This is a genomic window from Arthrobacter crystallopoietes BAB-32 (assembly GCF_000328305.2).
Lineage (GTDB): Bacteria > Actinomycetota > Actinomycetes > Actinomycetales > Micrococcaceae > Crystallibacter > Crystallibacter crystallopoietes_A.
This window is the reverse complement of record NZ_ANPE02000118.1, coordinates 1-20,029: the sequence shown is the minus strand read 5'-3', so window position 1 is coordinate 20,029 and position 20,029 is coordinate 1. Positions and strand designations below refer to the sequence as shown.

The window sequence follows — 20,029 nt, the reverse complement described above, 5'->3', positions numbered from 1 at the left end:
GGACAGAACGACATCGGTCAGAGCGTTATGCTGGTTGTCCCATTTCTCCGGAATGAGCCGAGAGGAAACCGAGCCGAGCAGGGAATGATCGGTGCTGTCCGTTTCGCCATCCAGCAGGACTTTCCAACTGTCCCGCTCGATCAGGTACTCGACATCGATCCGCGGATCCAGCTCAAAGAAAGTCTTTCCGGTCTCACGGTATAGGCTCAGCAGACTTACCTGATGCCCATCTGACACCATGCTGTTCGCCTGCGTAATGATCGCGCGTTCCGTGCCGCCGGCTTGATCCGCTGTGGTTAGGAAATAGGTGATTCTCATTTGCCGGTCCCTTCCGCTTGTGCGGGCACTGTTCCGCTCCTTACCTCCAGAGACAAATACCCGTCCAGTGTCCAGTACGGCCGGAGGAGCCCTCGTCTGCCCTCGAAATAAAATGGAGTGGTCGCATATCTGAAGACCCTGCGAGGGTTGTCTATGTCGGCAGCGCTGGAACGCACCCGATAGGGCTCCGCCTCTTCATGTCCCATCCAAACATCCCACACAACTGGCTGCCCGGCCTGCGCTTCAGGATCCCGTGCCAGGATTTCAGAACCGAAAATGCGTGCTTCGCCGAGTCCTCGTGAAGTAGCGAGCGGTATACGGATGCGGGAATCTGTTTTCCGCTTGCGAATCAGCAGCTCCGCCTGCTCGGGCGCCATGCCCTGGGCGCGCACCGAACAAACAATGGAGCCCAAGCGGACAGTGAGGTTATCGACGTACCATTTCGAGGCAGGCGGTTTGCCCTTCAGCAGCAATTCCTGTGACAGGCCTTCCACGGACCAAACATGGCCGCTTTCCGGAGAAACAGCCGCTCTGCTGGTTGACGCGGGCTTCTCCTGAAGGGAGACCGTCCGAACCGTGGTGCCAACGAGGGCAAACGCCTTCCAGGTCTTCTCATCCGTCAACACCTCGCGCACCGGAAGCTCGGCGGAGGCCTGCCACCGATTGCTGCGCGCCCCATCGTGCTGGAATACGCACTCGAAGCGATGGCCGCTGCTGGATTCAAACCACAGGCTTGAGACGTCACGAGAGTCGCCACCGGGCAGGTAGCCCCCGACCGTCACCGTCAACCCATCTGCGATGGATGCGTCAGTGGCCAAGACAGATTCGTCCGAGGGCAGCTGTGCATAATTGGGCAACAGCACCTTGCCCCTTACTCTGGCCGCCGTCCGTCGCGCCTTTCGCACCGCGTGCTTGATCGCGGACCGCAGCATCACCATCGCACCAACCTTTGCGGAAATAACAACCTTGTACATGACTTCGACGAACCGCATCAGATGAAGTGACCGGAGACAAGATGCAGCATCGCGCCGGCTTCGACGCCGACGGTCGAAGTCTCATGGCTTCAACTCGTACAAGTTTACGTGAGCAGGGAGAAAGGCTTGGCCGCGATAGGCTGCCCGGCACGGTGGCCCGTCACCATGGCGGCGCTGCCGATCGTTTACGGAAACACGGGCCAAACGAGTCCCGGTCGCTTAGCCAAGCTCTCGCTAGATCACCGGCCAGCGGCCGGCGGCGCCCATCCGGAAGATGGTGGACCATTTGAGCTTGCGGCGTTCCTCTCCGGGAGCCCACGGGTCTTGGGACCAGCCGGAGCGCCAGCCGGCAAACCACGGCTTGAGCTGCCGCGGTTCCCGCCGGGACCGGGCCAACTGCACGAGCGTCCAGGATCCGACGTACGCCCAGCTGAAGGGCCAGCGCAGGTTGCGCCGGGCCAGCCACACGCGGTTGCGGGCGTTGAGGCGGAAGAACTCTTCATGCCGGCGCGGATCGATCACCGGATGCCCGGCCCGCAGGTTCCCGGCATACCAGGTCCGGAAACCGGTGTCCCAGACCCGCCAGGCGAATTCGATACCTTCGTGCGCATACCAGAAGCTCGAGGGCCAGCCGCCGGTCTTCTCGAAAACGTCGCGGCGCATGGCAATCGCCATTTCGACGACGGAAAAGACGTTGCTGGAATCATGTCCGTCGCCCTTGCGCAGGCGCGGGATCCAACGCTGCGGAGCCGCTGGATCCATTGGGTCCTCGATCCGAGGCTGGATCATGCCGATGTCCGGCTGCTCACGGAACAGGCGTGCGCAGGAGGCCAGGAAGTCGTCCTCCGGCAGCCACGCGTCGTCGTCAAGGAAGAACAGGAAATCGCCGGAGACCTCGGGAACCCCCGCGTTGCGGCCGGCCGGAATGCCCAGGTTCTCTTCCAGGTGCAGCGCCTTGAACTCCTGCGGCAGGCCCTCCGGCTTCCAGCCGTTGCCGACGACGACAACGTCCAGCGCCACGTCCTTTTGGGCCTGCAGGGACCGGAAGCCGCGCTGCAGGTCGTCCGGGCGCGTCCCTTGCGTCAGGATCACGACGCCGAAGGTTGGCTTCGTTCCCACGGTACCTTCCGCCGTCGTACTTTCCGCTGTATCAGCCATGGTGCGCGACCTCATTTCCGCAGCCTGGGCGAAGCCATAATGGCGACGAAATGCCCGAGGTTCACGAACATCACGCCGGGGACCAGGATGTACAGCAGCCAGCGTTCGCCCAGCTCGGCCTGGCCCGCGACCAGCGACACGATCGATGCAGCCAGGACCAGCAGGCTCATCTCGACTGAGTGCAGCACCCGGTGGAACGGCAGGAAGCGGGCCACGCGGCGCAGCCTGCCTACGAGGGAAGCAGTCGGCACGGCTTTGGCCTCTGCGGTGTCGGGCAGCTTGCCCAGTCCTGCAAGGGCCCGCGAGGCGTGGACCATCTCGTTCTGGGCTTTGTTGAGCACGATGAGCAGGGCGAGCACGGCGCCCAGGAAGAGGTGCAGATAGGCAGAGGCCGGGTCCGTATCCAGCAGGCCGAGGTCCAGGATGATCCGCAGCGCCAGCGCGGGCGGGATCAGGCCCTCGGTGGTGTAGTGGCCGATCTTGTCGAGGAAGATGCCCTTGGGGCTCTGGGTTCCACGCCAGCGCGCCACTTCCCCGTCGCTGCAGTCGAAGTAGAGCTGCAGCTGCGAGAAGAACACGGCGAGCAGCGGACCCCAGATGCCCGGAACCAGCAAGGCGGCGGAGATGGCCCAGCCGGAGAGGATCATCAGCCCGGTCACGCCGTTCGCGGAGATTCCGGTGCGGACCAGGACGCTGGTCAGGTAGATCGAGATGTGGCGCAGGTACAGCTCGGCGGTCCAGTGCTCGGCGTTCTTGCGGCTGCGCACTTCCGGCGGCTGTGCGACTTCGCGCAGCTGTTCCAGCGTGGGACGGGCCGGACGGTTGGAGCTGGTCATGATTTCCTCCGGCTGGTGTCCACAGTGCCGGCTGCGCCGAGCAGCCGGCCGCGCAGGTAGCCCAGTCCCCAGCTGACGTGGATGCTCGGCAGGACGATGCACAGCAGCAGCCGCTCCGAGGCGGTGAGGTCCGCCTTCGCGGTGGCCGACGTCCCGGCCACGCCGGCGGCATAGAACGCGGGTAGCAGTGCTGCGGCGGCGGCCGGCAGCTTTAGCCAGGCAGGCCAGCTTCGGGTGGCCCCCGAGATTGTCAATGCTCCTGCGGCTGTTCCGGCTGCCAGGCCTCCCACCAGCAGCGGAGGGATGAAGTGCCGCACAGATTTGCCTTCCTTGTGCCGGCGGGCCAGCTCTGCGCGCCAGATGCCGGCGGCATAGAACTGGCGCACCAGCTTGCTCCAGCTGGAACGCGGCCAGTAGGTGACCTTAAGGCCGGGATCGAACCAGACGTCATAGCCTGCCTGGCGCAGGCGCAGGCACATGTCCCAGTCCTGGCCGCGCCATAGAGTCTCTTCAAAATGCCCGACGGCGTCCAGCGCCTCCCGCCGGAACACGCCCAAGTAGGCGGATTCTGCCGGCCCTTCCGGCGCGCCGCTGTGGTAAGCGGCCCCTCCCAGGCCGAGCGGCGAGACATAGGCGGCGGCCACGGCGCGCTGGAACGGCGTCCTGCCCTGCGCGTCCATCAGTCCCCCGACGTCCGCGGCTCCGGTGCGGCGCAGGGTGGCCACACCGCGGGCGGTGTAGTGGGGCTCCAGCTCCGTGTGCGCGTCCACTCGGATGATCACGGGGTAGCGGGACGCGTCGAGTGCAAGGTTCAGTCCGGCAGGCGTGCGGCCCGTAGGGCTGGTGACGCTGCGCAGCCGTGGCTCGCCTGCCTGCAGCCGACCGACGATCTCATTGGTCCCGTCCGTGGACGGGCCCAGGGCCAGGACGATCTCCTTGGGTCCGGGATAGTCCTGGGCGAGGATGCTGCGCACGGCGTCCTCGATATGGGCTGCCTCATTGAGGATGGGCATGATGTAGGAAACGCCGGGATTCTCTTCCAACGGGGTCAGGCTGGACGTGGCGGGCACTACTTCTTGGTTTCCTGGTACGCGGCGACGACTTCCTTCGGGTCGCCGTCCATTTTGAGCTCGCCCTTGTTGATCCAAATGACACGGCTGCAGGTGTCGAGAATGGACTTCATGGAGTGCGAGACGAGGAATACGGTGCCGGCGTTCTCCCGGATCTCCCGGATCCTGGCTTCGCTGCGCTTGCGGAATCGCTGGTCCCCCACGGCAAGTGCCTCATCCACGATCAGGATCTCGTGCTGCTTCGAGGCTGCGATGGCGAATTTCAGCCGGGCCTGCATGCCCGAAGAGTAGGTCCGCATCGGCAGGTCGATGAAGTCCTCCAGCTCGGCGAACTCAACGATGTCATCGCGCAGGCGGCCGATCTCCTGCTTGGAAAAACCCAGGGCGAGCCCGCCCAGCTGGATGTTCTTCTCGCCGGACAGATCCGGAATCAGCGCTGCCCCCACGCCCAGCAGGTTCGGACGGGACGACGCGTAGACCGCGCCGTCGCTCGGCGGGGTCAGTCCCACCAAGGCACGCATCAGCGTGGATTTGCCGGACCCGTTGGAACCGATGACCCCGATGGACTCGTTTTCATAGGCGGTGAAGGAAACGCCCTTCAGCGCGTGCACCGTCCTGATCCCGCGCCCCGCACGCTTGAGCAAAGAGCGGCCGGTACCCTTGACCGGGCGTCCGCCGGCATGGACTTGGTACTTCACATGCAGGCCGTCGACGACGACAACGGGCGTGCGCCCGTCCGCTGCGGTTTCGTTCATCACTTCTTCTCCGGTTTTAGTCGACTCGGCCATAGCGCTCCTCGGCTGACCAGAAGAACAGGATCCCGGCGACGAAGACCACCACGGCCCACACCGAGAAATAGAGCCAATAGACCGGGTCGAACTCAACGCCCGGCATCAGCAGCCCCCGCGCGATCGAAAGGACCTCGTGCAGCGGGTGGAAATCGAAAAGCGCCACGGCCCAAGGGTACGGCGCCAGAATCCGGTCGATGGAGAAGAGCACGCCGGAAGTGTAGAAGAGGATCCGCGTTACCAACGGCAGCAGCTGCGTCAGGTCCCTGATGTGCACGGTCAGGCGCGCGCCGATCAGGGCCACGCCCAGGTTGAACACTGTGAAAATTGCAACGAGCGGGATGACCAGCAGCCATTCGGGCCGAATGGGCGCTCCCAGGATGAGGATGTAGACCACCATGACGCCGAGCATCGGCACGAGCGTCATGAGCTGCTGGATCACCGTCGACAGCGGCAGGGTGATCCTCGGGAACGCCAGAGACTGCACGAGCGCGCCGTTGCCGGTAATGGACTTCGCCCCGCTGTTCATCGAGGTGGAGAAGAACTCGAACAGGAACACGCCGATGACCACGTGCATCGGGAAGTTCTCCGGCCGGCTGGCTCCCTGCAGGACGCCGAAAATAACGCCGTACATGATCGCGTTCAGCGTGGGCTTGATGAAGATCCACAGCATGCCCAAGCGGTTCCGCTGGTTCGAGGCCTCGATCTTGTACTTGGCCATGGCAATGGCGAAGTCCCGCCGGCTCCAGGCTTCGGCAAGATAGCGGGGCAGCGACGGACGGGCGCCAACTCGATGGAGCTGGTTCCGGTCCGCATAGTCGGCAAGGCTCATGCCAGGTTGGTTCCCTTACACGCAAATAGTTGATGGCGGCGCGAGGCCAAGGACCCGTCCTTGGCGAGGCACATACTGAGTTTAGAGGATTCAGCCGGGCAGCTCGGTGGGCGTCTCCGTGCGAAAGAAGATCCGCAGCTGCAGGCTGTGCTGTCCGCTGGCATCCTGCGAATAGGTGGCTTTGCCGACAATGCCCTTCAGTTCATCAGTGCCGGAGCCCGGGATGATATGCCCGTCGCTGACCGCAACTTCGCCTTCGGCAAGCCCCCAGTGCTGGATGATCATCGACCCCGACCGGCCGTCTATCGTGCCGGTAAACACTTCGGAGGCGACATAGCCGGCGCCCCTGCCATTGCCGGCCATCAGCAGCTCCGCCCGGCTGGTGCCTGTGATCAAGCCATCAAAAAGCTTGGTCACCTGGACCCGGCTCAGGTCGGAATTCGAACCTTCCACCTCGTAGGGCTCGGGGTCCCAACCGGTGACGTCGAAATCTGCTGAAATTACTTCTTCGGGCTCGGTGGTCATTGCTCCAGTATCTCCAGTATTTTCGGCCGCTGCATTCGGCGGCAGCCTTCCCGGCGCGCCGTCCCTCTGTCAGAACAGCCGGTCGTCGGCAGTGTCCGCGTATTCCTTCCGGAACAGCTTCCGGGTCTTCGGGTCGAAAAAGACCAGATAAGCGGCGAATCCCACCGCCACGACGGCGGCCAGGATCCGCGCCGCCGTGAGGTCGAATTCGATGTAGGGGAAGATGTCCAGCTGGTCCGCGATCGCGTGGACCATCAGGAAGGACGTGATCGAATAGACGGTCCGGACCTGCCAGTCATTTCGGATGCCCGTGGCGGCGAACAGCGGCAGCAGCCACACAACGTACCATGCGTGGATGGCGGGAGCCAGCAGCACGACTGCGGCCATCGCGAGGGCCAGTCTGCGCACGATCAGTTCGTGCCTGCCGCGGAACATAGTCCAAAGCACGACGGCGACAGAGACCGCCGTACCCGTCTTATGTACCAACCAGGTCACCAATTCCCCGTCAAGGGTGACCGCTTCGGCCATGCTGCCCAGGACAGCTCCGAGCAATCCGACCGGGGCGTACCAGATCCAGATGCTGCCGGGGGTGCTCAGGGCGGATATCCAGCCGAAGCCGAAGCCGTTGATCAGGCCCAGGACGCCCAGCAGGCCAAAGGACAAACCGGCGGTCAGTGTCCAGTAGGCGAACTTGCGCGGCCAGCTGGCACCCTTGCCGGCCCAGAGCAGGCCGATAAATGGCAGGAAGACGAGGGTGATCGGCTTGATCCCAACGGAGAGTGTCACCAGCAGCACGGCCCGCAGCGGCTTGCCGACCGCCGCCATGTAGAGCCCGCCCAGTGCCAGCCCCAGCATCAGGGCATCGTTGTGGATACTGGCAATGAAGGTCGTGAGGAACAGCGGGTTCGCGCATGCCAGCCACAACGCCCGGTTCGGATTGATGCCATGCAGTTCGGCCAGCTTCGGCCCGTAGTAGACGCACATCGCGGCACCGGCCAGGGCAATAATGCGGAACAGGATGATCGAATATTCCGGATGGCCGCCGGTCAGCCACACCACGAATTCTTCCATCCACAGGAAGATCGGACCGTACGGCGTGGGGCTCTGGGCCCACATGTCGTCGGCACCGGTCTGCAGGTAGTTGGAGAGCTGGTCGTAGCCGTCCACGTACGGGTTGAGGTTGTTCACCATCACCCTGCCCTGGGCTATGTAGGCATAAACGTCGCGGCTGAAGAGCGGGATGCTGAAGGCCAAGGGGGCGCCCCAGGCGACGATGGCTGTATAGGTTGCCTTGCGGGATTCCCTCCCCCACTCCGTGAACCGCTGGCCCAGGCGAAGCCAGGATCGGACGAGCAACATGCCCCCGAGCGCCAGCACCACTACTGAAAGGACCACGCCGGCCGGCTCAACGCGCAGCCAGATCAGCAACGGCCACCGCCGCAGTTCGGAGATGGATGCAAGCCATCCCACGCCCAGGGAGCCGAAGACCATCAGCAGCGAACCGATGGTGCCCTCAATGATGCTCCGTGCCGACTGCCCGCCGCCTTCTGTCCCCTCTTTGGGACCGATGCGTCCAGGAGCTGGCATGCGGGCTGTCATGGTCTTGCTGGATCCAATCCTTGGGGGCGGTCAGGTAGCTCAGGGCTATTGTGCCGGGCCGGCGGTCCCCGGTTGGGGCCGTCGGCGGAGAACAGCATTGCAGGCGCACCGCCGGCCGCAGCCGCGCAGATGCTCAACAGCGGATTGTAGCATTCGGACCCGCTGGCAGGCTGGGAGCGGGAGCTCCCGCATCCGGGTTTGGCCCGCCAGGGGCCTTGATGGACGCGGTACATTGGAGCGGTGCCTATCTCTAACGAACATATTGTCTGGATCGATTGCGAAATGACCGGTCTGGACTTGGAAAAGGACGCCCTGATCGAAGTCGCCGTCCTGGTCACCGATTCCGAGCTGAACGTCCTGGGCGACGGAGTCGACGTCATCATCAAGCCATCCGAAGAGGCACTGGCACAGATGAGCGATTTCGTCCGGCAGATGCATACCACGTCGAAACTGCTGGACGAACTCCCCTCCGGCGTTTCGATGGCGGAGGCGGAGGACCAGGTGATGGAGTACATCACCGCCTGGGTGCCCGAACCCCGCAAGGCGCAACTGGCCGGCAACTCCGTGGGCACGGACCGGAACTTCCTCGCGCGCGACATGCCCCGCGTCGTCTCCCACCTGCACTACCGCATCATTGACGTCTCCACGATCAAGGAACTGTCCCGCCGCTGGTTCACCCGCGCCTATTTCCAGGCCCCGGCCAAAAGCGGCGGACACCGTGCACTCGGCGATATCAAGGATTCGATCAACGAGCTGCGCTACTACCGCGAAGCCGTCTTCGTCCCCTCCCCCGGCCCCGATTCGGCCGCCGCCAAGCAGATCGCGGCCACCGTTTCCGCTTCCGCCGTGGACTGAAGCCGGCCACCCGATGTTAGGTGGAGCACATTTTGGCGAAACCGCCCGGAATGGCCAAAACCACCCCGCCGAGCATGTAGACTTATCTGCGTTGCCTTTTGTGGTTGAAGACCGGTAGAAGCCGCTAGAGTGGAGTCTGCCGGGAGGAACAAAGAGGCATATGGTGGGTATAGCTCAGCTGGCAGAGCGCCTGGTTGTGGTCCAGGAGGTCGCGGGTTCAATCCCCGTTACTCACCCCATAATGGTTGGCTGCGAGGCCGACTTCGCAAAGAGCCGCGTGGAGCAGATCCAGGCGGCTCTTTGCTTTTCCGGTAAGGCCAAAGGAGAAGCATGACGATCCATCCCGTCACCATCACCGGTGAGCCGGTGCTGCACCGGCGCGCAGCCGTGGTGGAGCAGTTCGATGACCAGCTCAAGGAGCTGGTGGCGGACATGTACGAGACGATGGACGCGGCGCATGGCGTCGGCCTTGCCGCTCCGCAGATCGGGGTCGGGCTTCGGCTTTACACTTACCACTTCGCCAACGACGACGGCGTGCCGGAACGTGGCGTCGTCGTCAATCCGTCGATCACCTTAGGCAAAGTCTCAGGCGCCGAGCCGGATCCGGATGAGGAAGTCGAAGGCTGCCTGTCCGTCCCCGGACTGAGCTATCCGCTCAAGCGCGCCGAGTGGGCCCGCGTCCAGGGCTTCGACGAGCACGGCAGCCCCTTGGATTTCGAAGCGACCGGATGGTTCGCGCGGGTCATGCAGCACGAATACGACCATCTGGACGGCAAGCTCTACATTGACCGTCTCAACGACCGGTGGGGCAAACGCGCCCGCAAGCACATCAGGAACGCGGGCTGGGGCACCGCGGGCCAGACCTGGATGCCCGGCGTGGACCCGGACCCCTTCGGCCACTGACCCGGCCCTTACCTTGCGGCCAACTGCATCAGTCCCGCGACGTCTCGGTTACGGACAAGTTCGGCCCGTTGGCGCATGTCAGGTGGAAGCTGCGCTTCAAGGTCCCGAGGGATGTACTTCTCGGCAAACTCCGCATGGAGCATGACCCACTGCTTCCGGGTCCGGCCGCTCATGGATCTGAACCGTTCCGGGTCGTAGGTGCGGAGGCATTTTCTCCGGTACAGGTCCAGGACCCATAGCGGTGAAGCCTTGGGATTCAGTTCCTTATCCAGCAAGGTCCGGGCAATCTGTTCCACTGAATTCATGTAGCGCCGCGGCACGGTGCGGCGGGAGCTGATATTGGTGCGATCCGCCCGGGTCCTGAGGAAGTAGTAGTCATAGTCGGCCGCTACGGACACCCGCCGTGCCCTCAAGTAGCACTGCGACAGGAAGATCCCGTCCTCCAGGCGCACCTTGCCTTCGGGGAACCTGATCGCATGGGTGTCGAGCAGGGACCTGCGGACGAGTTTCTGCGGGGACAAGGTAGCGAGGACCTGCCGCAGTTCGGCATCCACGACGGTCTTCCGGTAGACAGCACCTTGGACTACGCGCCCGCCGACGCCGACCATTTTCGGCACGAGCACGTCGACGTCGTGTTTCCGAGCGAAGTCCAGCATCCTGCGCAGCGACTCGCTCCCCAGCACGTCATCCGCGTCGCAAAAGAAGACGTACGGCGCCTGGCTCACGTCGATGCCCACGTTCCGCGGCTGTCCGGGCCATCCGCTGTTCGGCTGATGGATCACGCGGCAATTCGGGTGGCTCTGCGCGTACGCCTCGAGGACGTCTCCGCTGCGGTCCGTGGAGCCGTCATCTACCGCGATGACTTCAAACAGCTCCGGATCCAGGTCCTGGTGGGAGAGGCTCTCGAGAAGTTCTTCCAAATACGGCAGGGCATTGTAGACGGGGATGACGACGGAGATTTGGGCTGTCCGGGCACTCGCGCTCGCACCCGTATCACCCGGCGCCATCCGCGAGGGCAGGCGGGCGGCGAGCTCCCGCCTCAGTCTTCGTTTGACCGCACTCCAGAGTGTGGAGACGCGCATTCAGTAGTCGGTGAGGCCCGAACGGTGTTCCTTCTCGCACCGCAGATAGTCCTCGGTGGCGATATCCTTCAGCCGGGTCAGCTCATCCACGCGCTTTTGCGGGACTTCCCCCCGGGCAAAGGCTGCCTTGGCTTCTTCGAGCAGGCGCACGGCTTCTTTGTGGTTGGCCTGCGCCTGTTCCCACCTGGTCAGCTCTGTCTTCTCAGTCATAGGGACATTCTAGGAAGGCCCCGGCGGCAAAAGCCATAGCCGCAACGCCGGGAGGGCCGGCCGCGCCAAGTGCGCAGCCGGCCCTCCCAGGACGGTCCTTAAGTTGGCTCGTTTGTTAGCCGATGGTCCCGGCCACTGCTTCCTTGGCCACCACGGGGAACTGCTGCGGGTGGACGCCTGCCATCTCTTCGAGCACGCGGATCACCTGGCAGCTGTAGCCGAACTCGTTGTCGTACCAGACGTAGAGGACGGCGTTCTTGCCGTTGGCGATGGTGGCGAGGCCGTCGACGATGCCGGCACGGCGCGAGCCGACGAAGTCGGTCGAAACAACCTCGGGCGAGGCGATGTAATCGATCTGCTTGTGCAGATCGGAGTCCAGCGAGACGGCGCGCAGGTAGCTGTTGAGCTCATCCCGAGTAGCGTCCTGCTCCAGGTTGAGGTTCAGGATCGCCATTGATACATCGGGGGTGGGGACGCGGATGGCATTGCCGGTCAGCTTGCCTTCCAGCTCCGGCAGGGCCTTCGCCACAGCCTTGGCGGCTCCGGTTTCGGTCAGCACCATATTCAGGGCTGCCGAACGTCCCCGGCGGGAACCCTTGTGGAAGTTATCGATGAGGTTCTGGTCGTTCGTGTAGGAGTGGACGGTCTCCACGTGGCCATGCACGATGCCGTACTTGTCGTTGAGCGCCTTCAGCACGGGGGTGATGGCGTTCGTGGTGCAGGAGGCAGCAGAGACGATCTTGTCGTCGGCGCTGATGTCCTGGTGGTTCACGCCATGCACGATGTTCTTCAGGCCGCCCTTGCCCGGCGCCGTCAGGACCACGCGCGACACACCGGGGCACTGCAGGTGCTGCGAGAGGCCTGCCTCATCACGCCACTTGCCGGTGTTGTCCACAACGATGGCGTCCTCGATGCCGTACTGGGTGTAATCCACCGATGCCGGGTCGTTCGAGTAGATGAACTGGATCAGCGTGCCGTTGGCCAGGATGGTGTTGGCCTCTTCGTCCACCGAGATGGTGCCCTCGAACGGTCCGTGGACCGAGTCGCGGCGCAGCAGGCTGGCCCGCTTGACCAGGTCGTTCTCGCTGCCCTTGCGGACTACCACGGCGCGGAGGCGCAGGCCGTGGCCGCCGCCCGAGTGGCCGATCATAATCCGGGCCAGCAGGCGGCCGATGCGGCCGAAGCCGTACAGGACGACGTCGGTGCTCTTGCGGGCGTCTTCGCCGCGCTTGCCAACGATGCCGGACAGTTCCTCGCGGAGGAAATCCTTCAGGTCGCGGCCAGCGCCTTCCGCCTTGAACTTGGCCAGCAGGCGGGCCAGGTCGACGGAGCCGGCGCCCAGTTCGAGTTCAGTCAGGGCCTGCAGCACAGGGAAGGTTTCCTCCAGCGGCAGCTCCACCTCGTCAATCTGGCGGGCGAAGCGGTGGGCTTTGAGAATGCCCACCACGGACTGGTTGATCAGGCTGCGCCCGTGAATGGATGTCACCACGTTGTTTTCGCGGTACAAGCGGCCAATCAGCGGGATCATCGTTTCAGCAAGCGCCTCGCGGTTGATCCACGTATCCAGGGCCGCTTCAGACTTCTGGTTCACCTAAGTTACCTTCCTACATCAGCCGGGTTCTCCCTCGAGCCCGGTTGGAACCGCCGCGATATCCACGGCGAACCCCGGCGGCGAAGCATGGTCACCTCGCGCAGACACGCACGCGCCTCGGTTGGCACTGCGTTATTGGGCATTGCCCACTTTCTAGTTTAGAGGGCGCCCGCACCCGCACCGCATGGTTACATGTGAAGTCACTCACAGCAGCTGCTGCGGGGCGGACAGGCTGGCCTGTGAGCCGGGTTCTGTCACCTGCGCCGGTTACCCAGCGCGGGGTGGCGATCATCCATCTAGGAGCACCGTTGCCGGTACCCTCAAGCGGCCTACCCGGACACTCGGGCGGGCAGCCCTCGATCGTGTCCTGTCTGGCCTTGCTCCGGGTGGGGTTTACCTAGCTGCCCCGGTCACCCGGGGCACTGGTGGTCTCTTACACCGCCGTTTCACCCTTACCAGGGAGCCTGCGGCAGCCCTGGCGGTCTGTTTTCTGTGGCACTGGCCTGCGGGTTTCCCCGAGTGGGTGTTACCCACCACCCTGCCCTGCGGAGCCCGGACTTTCCTCGGCGGCCGCCCAAAGGGCAGCCGACGCGATCGCCCGGCCAGCCTGTCCACCCTCAAGGATACAGCGGCCAGGCAGCGTCCAGCCCGCCCGGAAACCGGACGGGAAGGGCCAGCCGAGGTTCTGTAAGCTCGGATGGTGCTGATTCTGCTACCTCCCTCCGAAGGAAAAACGGCGGCCCCGAAGGGACAGCCATTCGAACTCTCCGAATTGAGCTTCGGTCAGCTCAACGAGGCACGCCAGGAAGTGCTCGATGCGCTCGCCCAGGCAAGTTCGCATCCGGAGGCCCTAGCCCACCTGGGCGTCGGCGCTTCGCTGGCTGCAGAGGTGGAGCGCAACACCCGGCTGCAGGCCGAACCGGCGGCCGCGGCGCACACAGTGTATTCCGGGGTCCTGTACGACGCATTGGGCTACCGCAGCATGACGGCGACGCAGAAACGCAAAGCCGATGCCGCCGTCGTCGTTATTTCCGCGCTGTGGGGCGCGATTGGCTTCGCGGACCGCATTCCGGCGTACCGGCTGTCGATGTCGGTGGCACTGCCGGAAACCGGCAAGCTGGCCGCTTACTGGAAGAAACACCTCCCGGCAGCGCTGGACGGCCGCGCCGATGGAGAGCTGGTGGTCGATTGCCGCTCCAGCAGCTATGCAGCGGCCTGGGCTCCCCCGGCGGAGCGCTCGGTCGTGGTCAATGTCTTCCAGGAACGCGCAGGCAAACGCACCGTCGTCTCGCACTTTGCCAAGCACACCCGGGGCGAACTGGCGCGGCACCTGCTGACCCGCCGCGGCAAGGCGCCGGCCACGCCGGACGCACTGCTCAAGGCTGCCCAGGAGGCGTGGTGGGCCGAGCTGGTGCCCGGAACCGGCCGGAAGCCGCACGCCTTGAATATCGTCCTGCGGGACTGAGCCATGGCACGGAAACAGACCGAGTATACGTTTGTGCACGAGGGCGTCACCGTCCACTGCAAGACCCGGCCTGCCAAACTGGACCGGCGGCACCTGATCGTGATGTTTGCCGGAATCCGGCCCATCGACAGCTACGAGTTCGACGGCCGCGGCTCCAGCGACAGCCAGGCCAACTGGCTGTGGCTCAAGGACGATTTCGGCGGCCAGTATTCGTATTACCTGTGCAACGGCCTCGACTTCTCCGTGGAACGCGCAGTCATCGCCGCCATCGAAGCGGAATTGGAGCGGCTGGGACTGAGCCGCGAGGAATGTACCTTGGCCGGTTTTTCCAAGGGCGGGTTTGCAGCGCTCTATTTCGGCCTCAAGTACGATTTCCCGAATATCGTAGCCAGCGCCCCGCAGATCTATGTGGGGTCCCATACCAATAAGCATCGGCCGGTCATTCATCGGCACCTGACCTGCACCGGGGACGTCGCAGAACGCCAGCTGCTGGATCGCCTGATCCCGGATGCGGTTGCCGCCGACACGCGTCGTGACCGGAACATCTACGTGTTCAGCTCGCCGAAGGACCAGTTCCATTTCGAACAGGTCGAGCCGGCGTTGCCCATGCTGCGCCAGTATTCCAACTTCAACTACATCGAGACCGATTCCGACATCGTGGATGAGCATTCGGATGTCACGCGCTACAACATGCCGCTGCTGCTCTCGACGCTGTATGCGCTTGGCGACAATGTTGCTCCGCGGTTCGGGGAGGTCCGCAACGGGGAACCGCAGGAGCCGGAACAGGCCGCGGCTGTGCTGCGGCGGCAACGGGATTCCGCAGGTGCAGTGGCCGAACTGCGGTCAGGCAGGTTCGAGGGCTCGAAGTTTTTCCCGGAAGGCGTCGCCTTCCTCCGGGGGCATTCCGCCACCCAGCCCTCCGCGCTAAGCACCTCCGTGGTGCTATCCGGAACCGCAGGGACGTTTGATTTTCCTCTCGTCCAGGTCCAGGACCGCGGCATCTACCAAACGTTCTACGACGAAGCCTTCTGCGATTACCGGTTCGGCAAGTTCCGCGCCCCGAAGGACGGCGTCGATATGGAGGCACTCCCGGGCGGCGACTACGAGGTACGCCTGGCGCTGACAGCCCCCGAAGCGGGTACTGTGACGGCGGCCTGCACCTCGAGCCGGCAGACTGGAGCGGAGGGCTCTGACGGCAGCGGCTACTTGCTGAGATTCAGATCGGGTCCTAACGGCGGTCTCCTGCAGAAACGCCCGATCGTTGGGACGGAGCCGACGCAGGCCAAGTTCGCCATCGACCGGCAGTGGGCGCGGGCAGACAGGGTCCACTTCGACGGGACCTTGGCCGTGCGCGGTGTTGAAATGACGAGCTGGTCTTCCGGACGCTACTACCTGGTCCTGAGTTCCGGGTCCACCGTCCGGTCCTTTCCGCTGGCAGGCGTGAAGTCGGCTCGCCAAGAAGACCATTTCGGCGACGGAATGAGCGACTATTCCCATGCCCGGCTCTCGACGGCGCGGCGCGAGGGCATACCGATGGAGCGAATGGAAGCGGGCGTCTACCGTGCGCAGATTTCGCTCAGTGCCGGAGGGGCCGTGTTCACCGTGGATACGGGACGCCGCATCAGGCTGGAGGAGCAATCGGACGGCACCCTTCGTGCGTCGATCCTGGGCCAGCCAGCAGACCTGGTCGGGCGCGGCAGCTCCACGCAGCTCGTCAAGGCCCTGAAGCGCAGGGCCCGCCGGCTCCGCCAGGCAGGCCGGGTCCGCCGAGGCGGGCGCTAGGCCCACTCCGCCGAACGTACAAGGATGCAGCCCGAGTCCGGGCAGAATACGATGTCGTCCTCTGCGGCGCCGCGGATTTCGTTCAGGTCCCCGGGGCTTAGCTGCATGCCTGAGCCTTCGGACTTTCCGTGGAACAGCCGGGCCGCACCGATCCCGCGATGGGCGCGGGTTTTATCGTAGATGGCCAGCAGCGGCGGTGCGAAGGTGGCGGCCAGCTCCGCGCGGGCGGCTTCGGTCTCCAGGCGTTCGGCAGCAATCTCCGCCAACTGGTCGTCGCGCGTCTTTTCCAGTGCCACCAGTTCCTGGGCCAGGGCATCATTGGACTGCTGGTGTTCCGCCTGCCGGCCCCGCAGTGCCTCGAGGCGCTCCATGACCTCAAGCTCGACGTCTTCCAGATCGGAGCGCCGTTTGTTTAAAGAGACCAGTTCGCTCTGCAGAGCGGACAGGTCTTTGGCCGATCCAGAACCGCTGTCGAGGCGCTTCTGGTCCCGGTCGATGCGGCCCTGGACCATCTCGACATCGTTCTCGGCACGTTTGAGCTGCAGTTCGGTGTCGCTGACTTCGGTGTTGATGGCCATGAGTCCGGAATCCGCGGCGGCGAGCTTGTCCTTCAGCGCCACGATATCGGCGTTGGCTGACACCGCGGCCGCGCGGCGGTCCAGCTGGGTCAATTTGCTGTCCAGTGCCTGCAGGTCGAGCAGCCTCAGTTGCTCGGAGGCTGGTGCTTTCGCCATGGAATTCCTTTCGGGCCAGCCGGGCCGGAGCGGCGCGGCGTCCTCATAGCCTATCGTTTCGTGCCGCGGCTCAGCCGGGGGTGAGGATGAAGTCCCAGGGGTCGGTGTTGATCCCGCTGACGCTGACCTCGACGTCGTACCCTTGGTCGCGGAGCACGTTGTCCAAGGCTTCGGCGGCGGGCGGCAGCCAGAGCCATTCGCTGCCGAAATGGGAGACGTCGATCAGGTACGGGCGCCCGTCCACTGCGCCCTCGCGCGCTTCCGAAGCAGGGTGGTGGCGCAGGTCCGCTGTGACGTAAACGTCGGCCTGTGCTGCGCGCACCGCATCAAACAAGGAGTCGCCCGCGCCACCGCAAACAGCGACGGTGCGCACGAGCCCATTGCGGTCTCCGGCAACCTTCACTCCCCCGGCGACCGCGGGCAGCATGCTGAACACCGTGGCGGCGAAGTCCCCGAGGGTGGTGGCCTCCGCCAGTTCGCCAACCCGCCCAATGCCTTCCTCGGGCAGTCCCTTGTCCGCCGGAGCCAGCGGTTTGACGTCCTGCAGGCCCATGGCGTCGGCCAGCACGTCGGAGACACCGCCTACCGCGCTGTCCCCGTTCGTATGGACAGTCACGAGGGCGCAGCCGCCTTCGATCAAGCGGTGCACCGCTTCGCCTTTGAAGTGCGAGGCCGCCACCGAGTTGACCGGCTTGAGCAGCAGGGGATGGTGGGTGACCAGCAGGTCCGCTTGCCAGGCCAAGGCCTCGTCGATGACTTCGGCAGTCGGATCAACGGCGAACAGGACGCGCCGCACCTCGGCCGACGTCCGGCCGACCACCGGACCGACAGCATCCCACGGCTCGGACAGCGACTGAGGCCAAAGTTCCTCAATGGCCAGCAGCACATCCCCCAGCACAGGGGTGCCTGACGGCTGCGGTTCCGCCTCCGGATCCTGGACATCCGCGGCGTTCTGCCGTTGTTCGTCGTCGTTCATAAGTCCTTTTCTACCCCATGACCTGCGGGCACTGCGCTATCGTTTCGTGGCCGCCGCCACATTGGGAATCTTCGCGCGACCTCTGACATTGTTTAAACCATGAAGACATTTGTGCTCGGCGGAGGCTGCTTCTGGTGCCTGGACGCGGTCTACCGGAAAACGAAGGGCGTCACGGAAGTCGTCTCCGGTTATACGGGCGGCCAAACGAAGAACCCCTTCTACGAAGCAGTCTGCTCCGGGACAACCGGCCATGCAGAAGTTGTGGCCGTCACCTTCGATGAAGAGGTCATTCCGGAGGACGTCATCCTCGAAATGTTCTTCCTTTCCCATGATCCGACCACGCTGAACCGGCAGGGGTACGACGTCGGGACACAGTACCGTTCCGCCATGTTCTATGCCGACGGTCAGCAGAGGGAAGTCTTCGAAGCGGCAATTGCACGGGCCCAGGAGAGCTGGAACGACCCGATCGTTACAGAGGTCGTGCCGCTGGGCGAATTCCACCCGGCGGAGGAATACCACCAGGACTTCTACGCCAAGCATCCGGAGCAGGGCTACTGCCAGGTCATCATCAATCCGAAGCTGGCCAAGGCGCGGAAATATTACGCTCAATGGCTAGCAGCTTAACCGCCGGCACGCGGGCTGGCTAGGCTGGCACCAACTGTGCCCGGGTGGCCCCATGGCCTCCGGCAGGGCACTTTATTCCACAAAGCCCACATGCGGGAAGAGGCACCTTTCATGGCAAGAATTTACGACGACGTCACTCGGATCGTCGGAGGCACACCACTGGTCAGGCTCAACCGGCTGGCCGAGGGGCTTCCCGGCAACGTGGCGGTCAAGCTCGAGTTCTACAATCCCGCCAACAGCGTCAAGGACCGCATCGGCGTTGCCATTGTCGACGCTGCGGAGAAGGCCGGGGCCCTGCGCCCGGGCGGCACCATCGTGGAGGGCACGTCCGGCAACACGGGCATCGCGCTCGCCATGGTCGGCGCCGCGCGCGGCTACAAGGTCATCCTGACCATGCCGGAAACCATGTCCACCGAGCGCCGCGTGATGCTGCGGGCCTTCGGCGCGGAAATCGTGCTGACTCCCGGTTCCGAAGGCATGCGCGGAGCCGTGGAAAAGGCCAAGGAAATCGTGGCCACGACGGAGAACTCCATCTGGGCCCAGCAGTTCGCCAACCAGGCCAACGTCCAGATCCACCGCGAAACCACCGGCGAGGAAATCTGGGCCGACACCGACGGCGAGGTCGACATTTTCGTGGCCGGCATCGGCACCGGCGGTACGATCACCGGCGCCGGCGGCCTGCTGAAGGAACGCAAGCCCGGACTCAAGGTTGTCGCCGTCGAGCCGCAGGACTCCCCGATCCTCAGCGGCGGCACCCCGGGGCCGCACAAGATCCAGGGTCTCGGCGCGAACTTCGTCCCGGAAATCCTGGACACAGGCATCTACGACGAGGTTCTCGATGCCCCGACGGAGGCCTCTGTCCGGGTGGCCCGCGAGCTCGGCGTCAAGGAAGGCATCCTGGGCGGAATCTCGGCCGGCGCCGCTGTTTGGGGAGCCCTTGAGGTGGCCAAGCGCGAAGAGAACGCGGGTAAGCTGATCGTGGCCGTGGTCCCGGACTTCGGGGAGCGCTACATCTCCACGATCCTCTATGACGACATCCGCGGCTGAGTATCCGACGGCAACAGCAGCGGTCAAGGCTAAAGAGGAAGTGGCAATGGGATTCATAGCGCGCCTGCGGGAAGATCTGGAGGCGGCCCGGTCGCATGATCCGGCGGCCCGCGGCAAGGTTGAGAACTTCCTGGCCTACTCCGGCCTGCACGCGATCTGGATCCACCGGCTCACTCACCGCATGTGGTCGAACCCGGGGCTGCGCTTCCCCGCCCGGCTGCTGTCGCAGTTCGGCCGCTTCCTGACCGGAATCGAAATCCATCCCGGCGCCGTGATCGGCCGGCGGTTCTTTATCGACCACGGCATGGGCGTAGTGATTGGCGAAACCGCGGAGATCGGCGAAGACGTCATGATCTACCACGGCGTAACCCTCGGCGGCCGCTCGCTGGCCAAGGTCAAGCGCCATCCGACCATCGGCGACCGCGTGGTAATCGGCGCCGGCGCCAAGGTGCTCGGACCGGTCGTTATTGGCGCGGACAGTGCCATTGGCGCCAATGCCGTTGTTGTCAAGGATGCGCCGGCAGAGTCCATCATCACGGGTATCCCGGCGACCTTCCGCCACCGGGATCCGCAAAGAGAGACAAAACCGGCCGTCGACCCGGCCGAGTACATCGATCCCGCCATGTGGATCTGACGTACCGACCAGGGATTTTCGGGAAG

21 protein-coding genes, 1 tRNA gene and 1 other RNA gene are annotated in these 20,029 nt (G+C 64.3%); 8 read left to right on the top strand and 15 right to left on the bottom strand.

Annotated elements, in window-relative coordinates; genetic code table 11:
• The 9 genes from D477_RS09655 to mptB form a co-directional block, all read right to left on the bottom strand.
• Window positions 1–318: hypothetical protein (locus tag D477_RS09655; RefSeq protein ID WP_005268848.1), on the bottom strand; the 318-nt coding region annotated here is incomplete at its 3' end.
• On the bottom strand, window positions 315–1,310 hold the full coding sequence (locus D477_RS09650; protein ID WP_043846403.1) for a hypothetical protein: 996 nt from the start codon (window positions 1,308–1,310) through the stop codon (window positions 315–317). The genes D477_RS09655 and D477_RS09650, both read right to left, overlap by 4 nt.
• A 216-nt stretch (window positions 1,311–1,526) precedes the next feature.
• The gene (locus D477_RS09645; RefSeq protein ID WP_005268846.1) at window positions 1,527–2,450 is read right to left on the bottom strand and encodes a glycosyltransferase family 2 protein; all 924 of its coding nucleotides are present in this window, start codon (window positions 2,448–2,450) and stop codon (window positions 1,527–1,529) included.
• An 11-nt stretch (window positions 2,451–2,461) separates the two neighbouring features.
• A complete protein-coding gene (locus tag D477_RS09640; protein WP_005268845.1) occupies window positions 2,462–3,286 on the bottom strand; it encodes a CDP-alcohol phosphatidyltransferase family protein in 825 nt (274 codons plus the stop codon).
• Window positions 3,283–4,356 (bottom strand): glycosyltransferase family 2 protein, encoded by a 1,074-nt coding sequence (locus tag D477_RS09635; RefSeq protein WP_005268843.1) that lies wholly within the window; start codon window positions 4,354–4,356, stop codon window positions 3,283–3,285. The genes D477_RS09640 and D477_RS09635 overlap by 4 nt, the downstream gene beginning before the upstream one ends.
• Entirely contained in the window at window positions 4,356–5,144 is a 789-nt protein-coding gene (locus D477_RS09630) for an ABC transporter ATP-binding protein (protein ID WP_005268841.1), read from the bottom strand. Before D477_RS09630 ends, D477_RS09635 begins: the two co-directional genes overlap by 1 nt.
• The gene (locus D477_RS09625; RefSeq protein WP_005268839.1) at window positions 5,128–5,976 is read right to left on the bottom strand and encodes an ABC transporter permease; all 849 of its coding nucleotides are present in this window, start codon (window positions 5,974–5,976) and stop codon (window positions 5,128–5,130) included. Before D477_RS09625 ends, D477_RS09630 begins: the two co-directional genes overlap by 17 nt.
• Before the next feature lie 90 nt (window positions 5,977–6,066).
• Complete coding sequence (locus tag D477_RS09620) at window positions 6,067–6,501, bottom strand: DUF3224 domain-containing protein (protein ID WP_005268838.1); 435 nt, start codon at window positions 6,499–6,501, stop codon at window positions 6,067–6,069.
• A gap of 69 nt (window positions 6,502–6,570) precedes the next feature.
• Window positions 6,571–8,100: a polyprenol phosphomannose-dependent alpha 1,6 mannosyltransferase MptB gene (gene mptB / locus D477_RS09615; RefSeq protein WP_005268837.1), complete on the bottom strand. Its 1,530-nt coding sequence runs from the start codon at window positions 8,098–8,100 to the stop codon at window positions 6,571–6,573.
• A 240-nt stretch (window positions 8,101–8,340) separates the two neighbouring features.
• On the opposite strand from mptB, the gene orn reads away from it, so the two are divergent.
• The 3 genes from orn to def all read left to right on the top strand — a co-directional run bounded on the left by orn (window position 8,341) and on the right by def (window position 9,858).
• A complete protein-coding gene (orn, locus tag D477_RS09610; protein WP_081608532.1) occupies window positions 8,341–8,955 on the top strand; it encodes an oligoribonuclease in 615 nt (204 codons plus the stop codon).
• Window positions 8,956–9,118: 163 nt separating this feature from the next.
• Window positions 9,119–9,194: transfer RNA gene (locus D477_RS09605), tRNA-His, on the top strand.
• Between the two features lie 91 nt (window positions 9,195–9,285).
• A complete protein-coding gene (gene def / locus D477_RS09600) occupies window positions 9,286–9,858 on the top strand; it encodes a peptide deformylase (RefSeq protein WP_005268835.1) in 573 nt (190 codons plus the stop codon).
• Between the two features lie 8 nt (window positions 9,859–9,866).
• Here def and D477_RS09595 read toward each other — a convergent pair whose 3' ends face one another.
• The 4 genes from D477_RS09595 to rnpB form a co-directional block, all read right to left on the bottom strand.
• Window positions 9,867–10,940 (bottom strand): glycosyltransferase family 2 protein, encoded by a 1,074-nt coding sequence (locus D477_RS09595; RefSeq protein ID WP_005268834.1) that lies wholly within the window; start codon window positions 10,938–10,940, stop codon window positions 9,867–9,869.
• Window positions 10,941–11,150: a hypothetical protein gene (locus tag D477_RS09590; RefSeq protein ID WP_005268833.1), complete on the bottom strand. Its 210-nt coding sequence runs from the start codon at window positions 11,148–11,150 to the stop codon at window positions 10,941–10,943.
• 115 nt (window positions 11,151–11,265) lie between these two features.
• Complete coding sequence (locus D477_RS09585; RefSeq protein WP_005268832.1) at window positions 11,266–12,741, bottom strand: glyceraldehyde-3-phosphate dehydrogenase; 1,476 nt, start codon at window positions 12,739–12,741, stop codon at window positions 11,266–11,268.
• 224 nt (window positions 12,742–12,965) lie between these two features.
• Window positions 12,966–13,351: RNase P RNA component class A (rnpB, locus tag D477_RS21155), an RNA gene on the bottom strand.
• A 90-nt stretch (window positions 13,352–13,441) separates the two neighbouring features.
• Here rnpB and D477_RS09580 point away from each other — a divergent pair.
• Together D477_RS09580 and D477_RS09575 are read left to right on the top strand one after the other, a co-directional pair.
• The gene (locus D477_RS09580) at window positions 13,442–14,206 is read left to right on the top strand and encodes a YaaA family protein (RefSeq protein ID WP_043846405.1); all 765 of its coding nucleotides are present in this window, start codon (window positions 13,442–13,444) and stop codon (window positions 14,204–14,206) included.
• Window positions 14,207–14,209: 3 nt separating this feature from the next.
• Window positions 14,210–15,988, top strand: coding sequence for an accessory Sec system protein Asp2 (locus D477_RS09575; protein ID WP_005268830.1), 1,779 nt, complete (start codon window positions 14,210–14,212; stop codon window positions 15,986–15,988).
• Here the strand turns inward: D477_RS09575 and D477_RS09570 are convergent.
• Together D477_RS09570 and D477_RS09565 are read right to left on the bottom strand one after the other, a co-directional pair.
• Window positions 15,985–16,722, bottom strand: coding sequence for a zinc ribbon domain-containing protein (locus D477_RS09570; RefSeq protein ID WP_005268829.1), 738 nt, complete (start codon window positions 16,720–16,722; stop codon window positions 15,985–15,987). The two genes, D477_RS09575 and D477_RS09570, sit on opposite strands and share 4 nt — an antisense overlap.
• A 70-nt stretch (window positions 16,723–16,792) precedes the next feature.
• On the bottom strand, window positions 16,793–17,698 hold the full coding sequence (locus D477_RS09565) for a Nif3-like dinuclear metal center hexameric protein (protein WP_005268828.1): 906 nt from the start codon (window positions 17,696–17,698) through the stop codon (window positions 16,793–16,795).
• A gap of 99 nt (window positions 17,699–17,797) precedes the next feature.
• Between D477_RS09565 and msrA the strand changes: the two genes are divergently transcribed.
• The 3 genes from msrA to epsC all read left to right on the top strand — a co-directional run bounded on the left by msrA (window position 17,798) and on the right by epsC (window position 20,003).
• Complete coding sequence (gene msrA / locus D477_RS09560; RefSeq protein WP_043846398.1) at window positions 17,798–18,322, top strand: peptide-methionine (S)-S-oxide reductase MsrA; 525 nt, start codon at window positions 17,798–17,800, stop codon at window positions 18,320–18,322.
• A gap of 111 nt (window positions 18,323–18,433) precedes the next feature.
• On the top strand, window positions 18,434–19,369 hold the full coding sequence (cysK, locus tag D477_RS09555; RefSeq protein WP_005268826.1) for a cysteine synthase A: 936 nt from the start codon (window positions 18,434–18,436) through the stop codon (window positions 19,367–19,369).
• A 46-nt stretch (window positions 19,370–19,415) separates the two neighbouring features.
• Window positions 19,416–20,003 carry a serine O-acetyltransferase EpsC gene (gene epsC, locus D477_RS09550; protein ID WP_005268825.1) on the top strand — a complete coding sequence of 196 codons (588 nt, stop codon included), beginning with the start codon at window positions 19,416–19,418 and terminating at the stop codon, window positions 20,001–20,003.
• The last annotated feature ends 26 nt before the right edge of the window (window positions 20,004–20,029 follow it).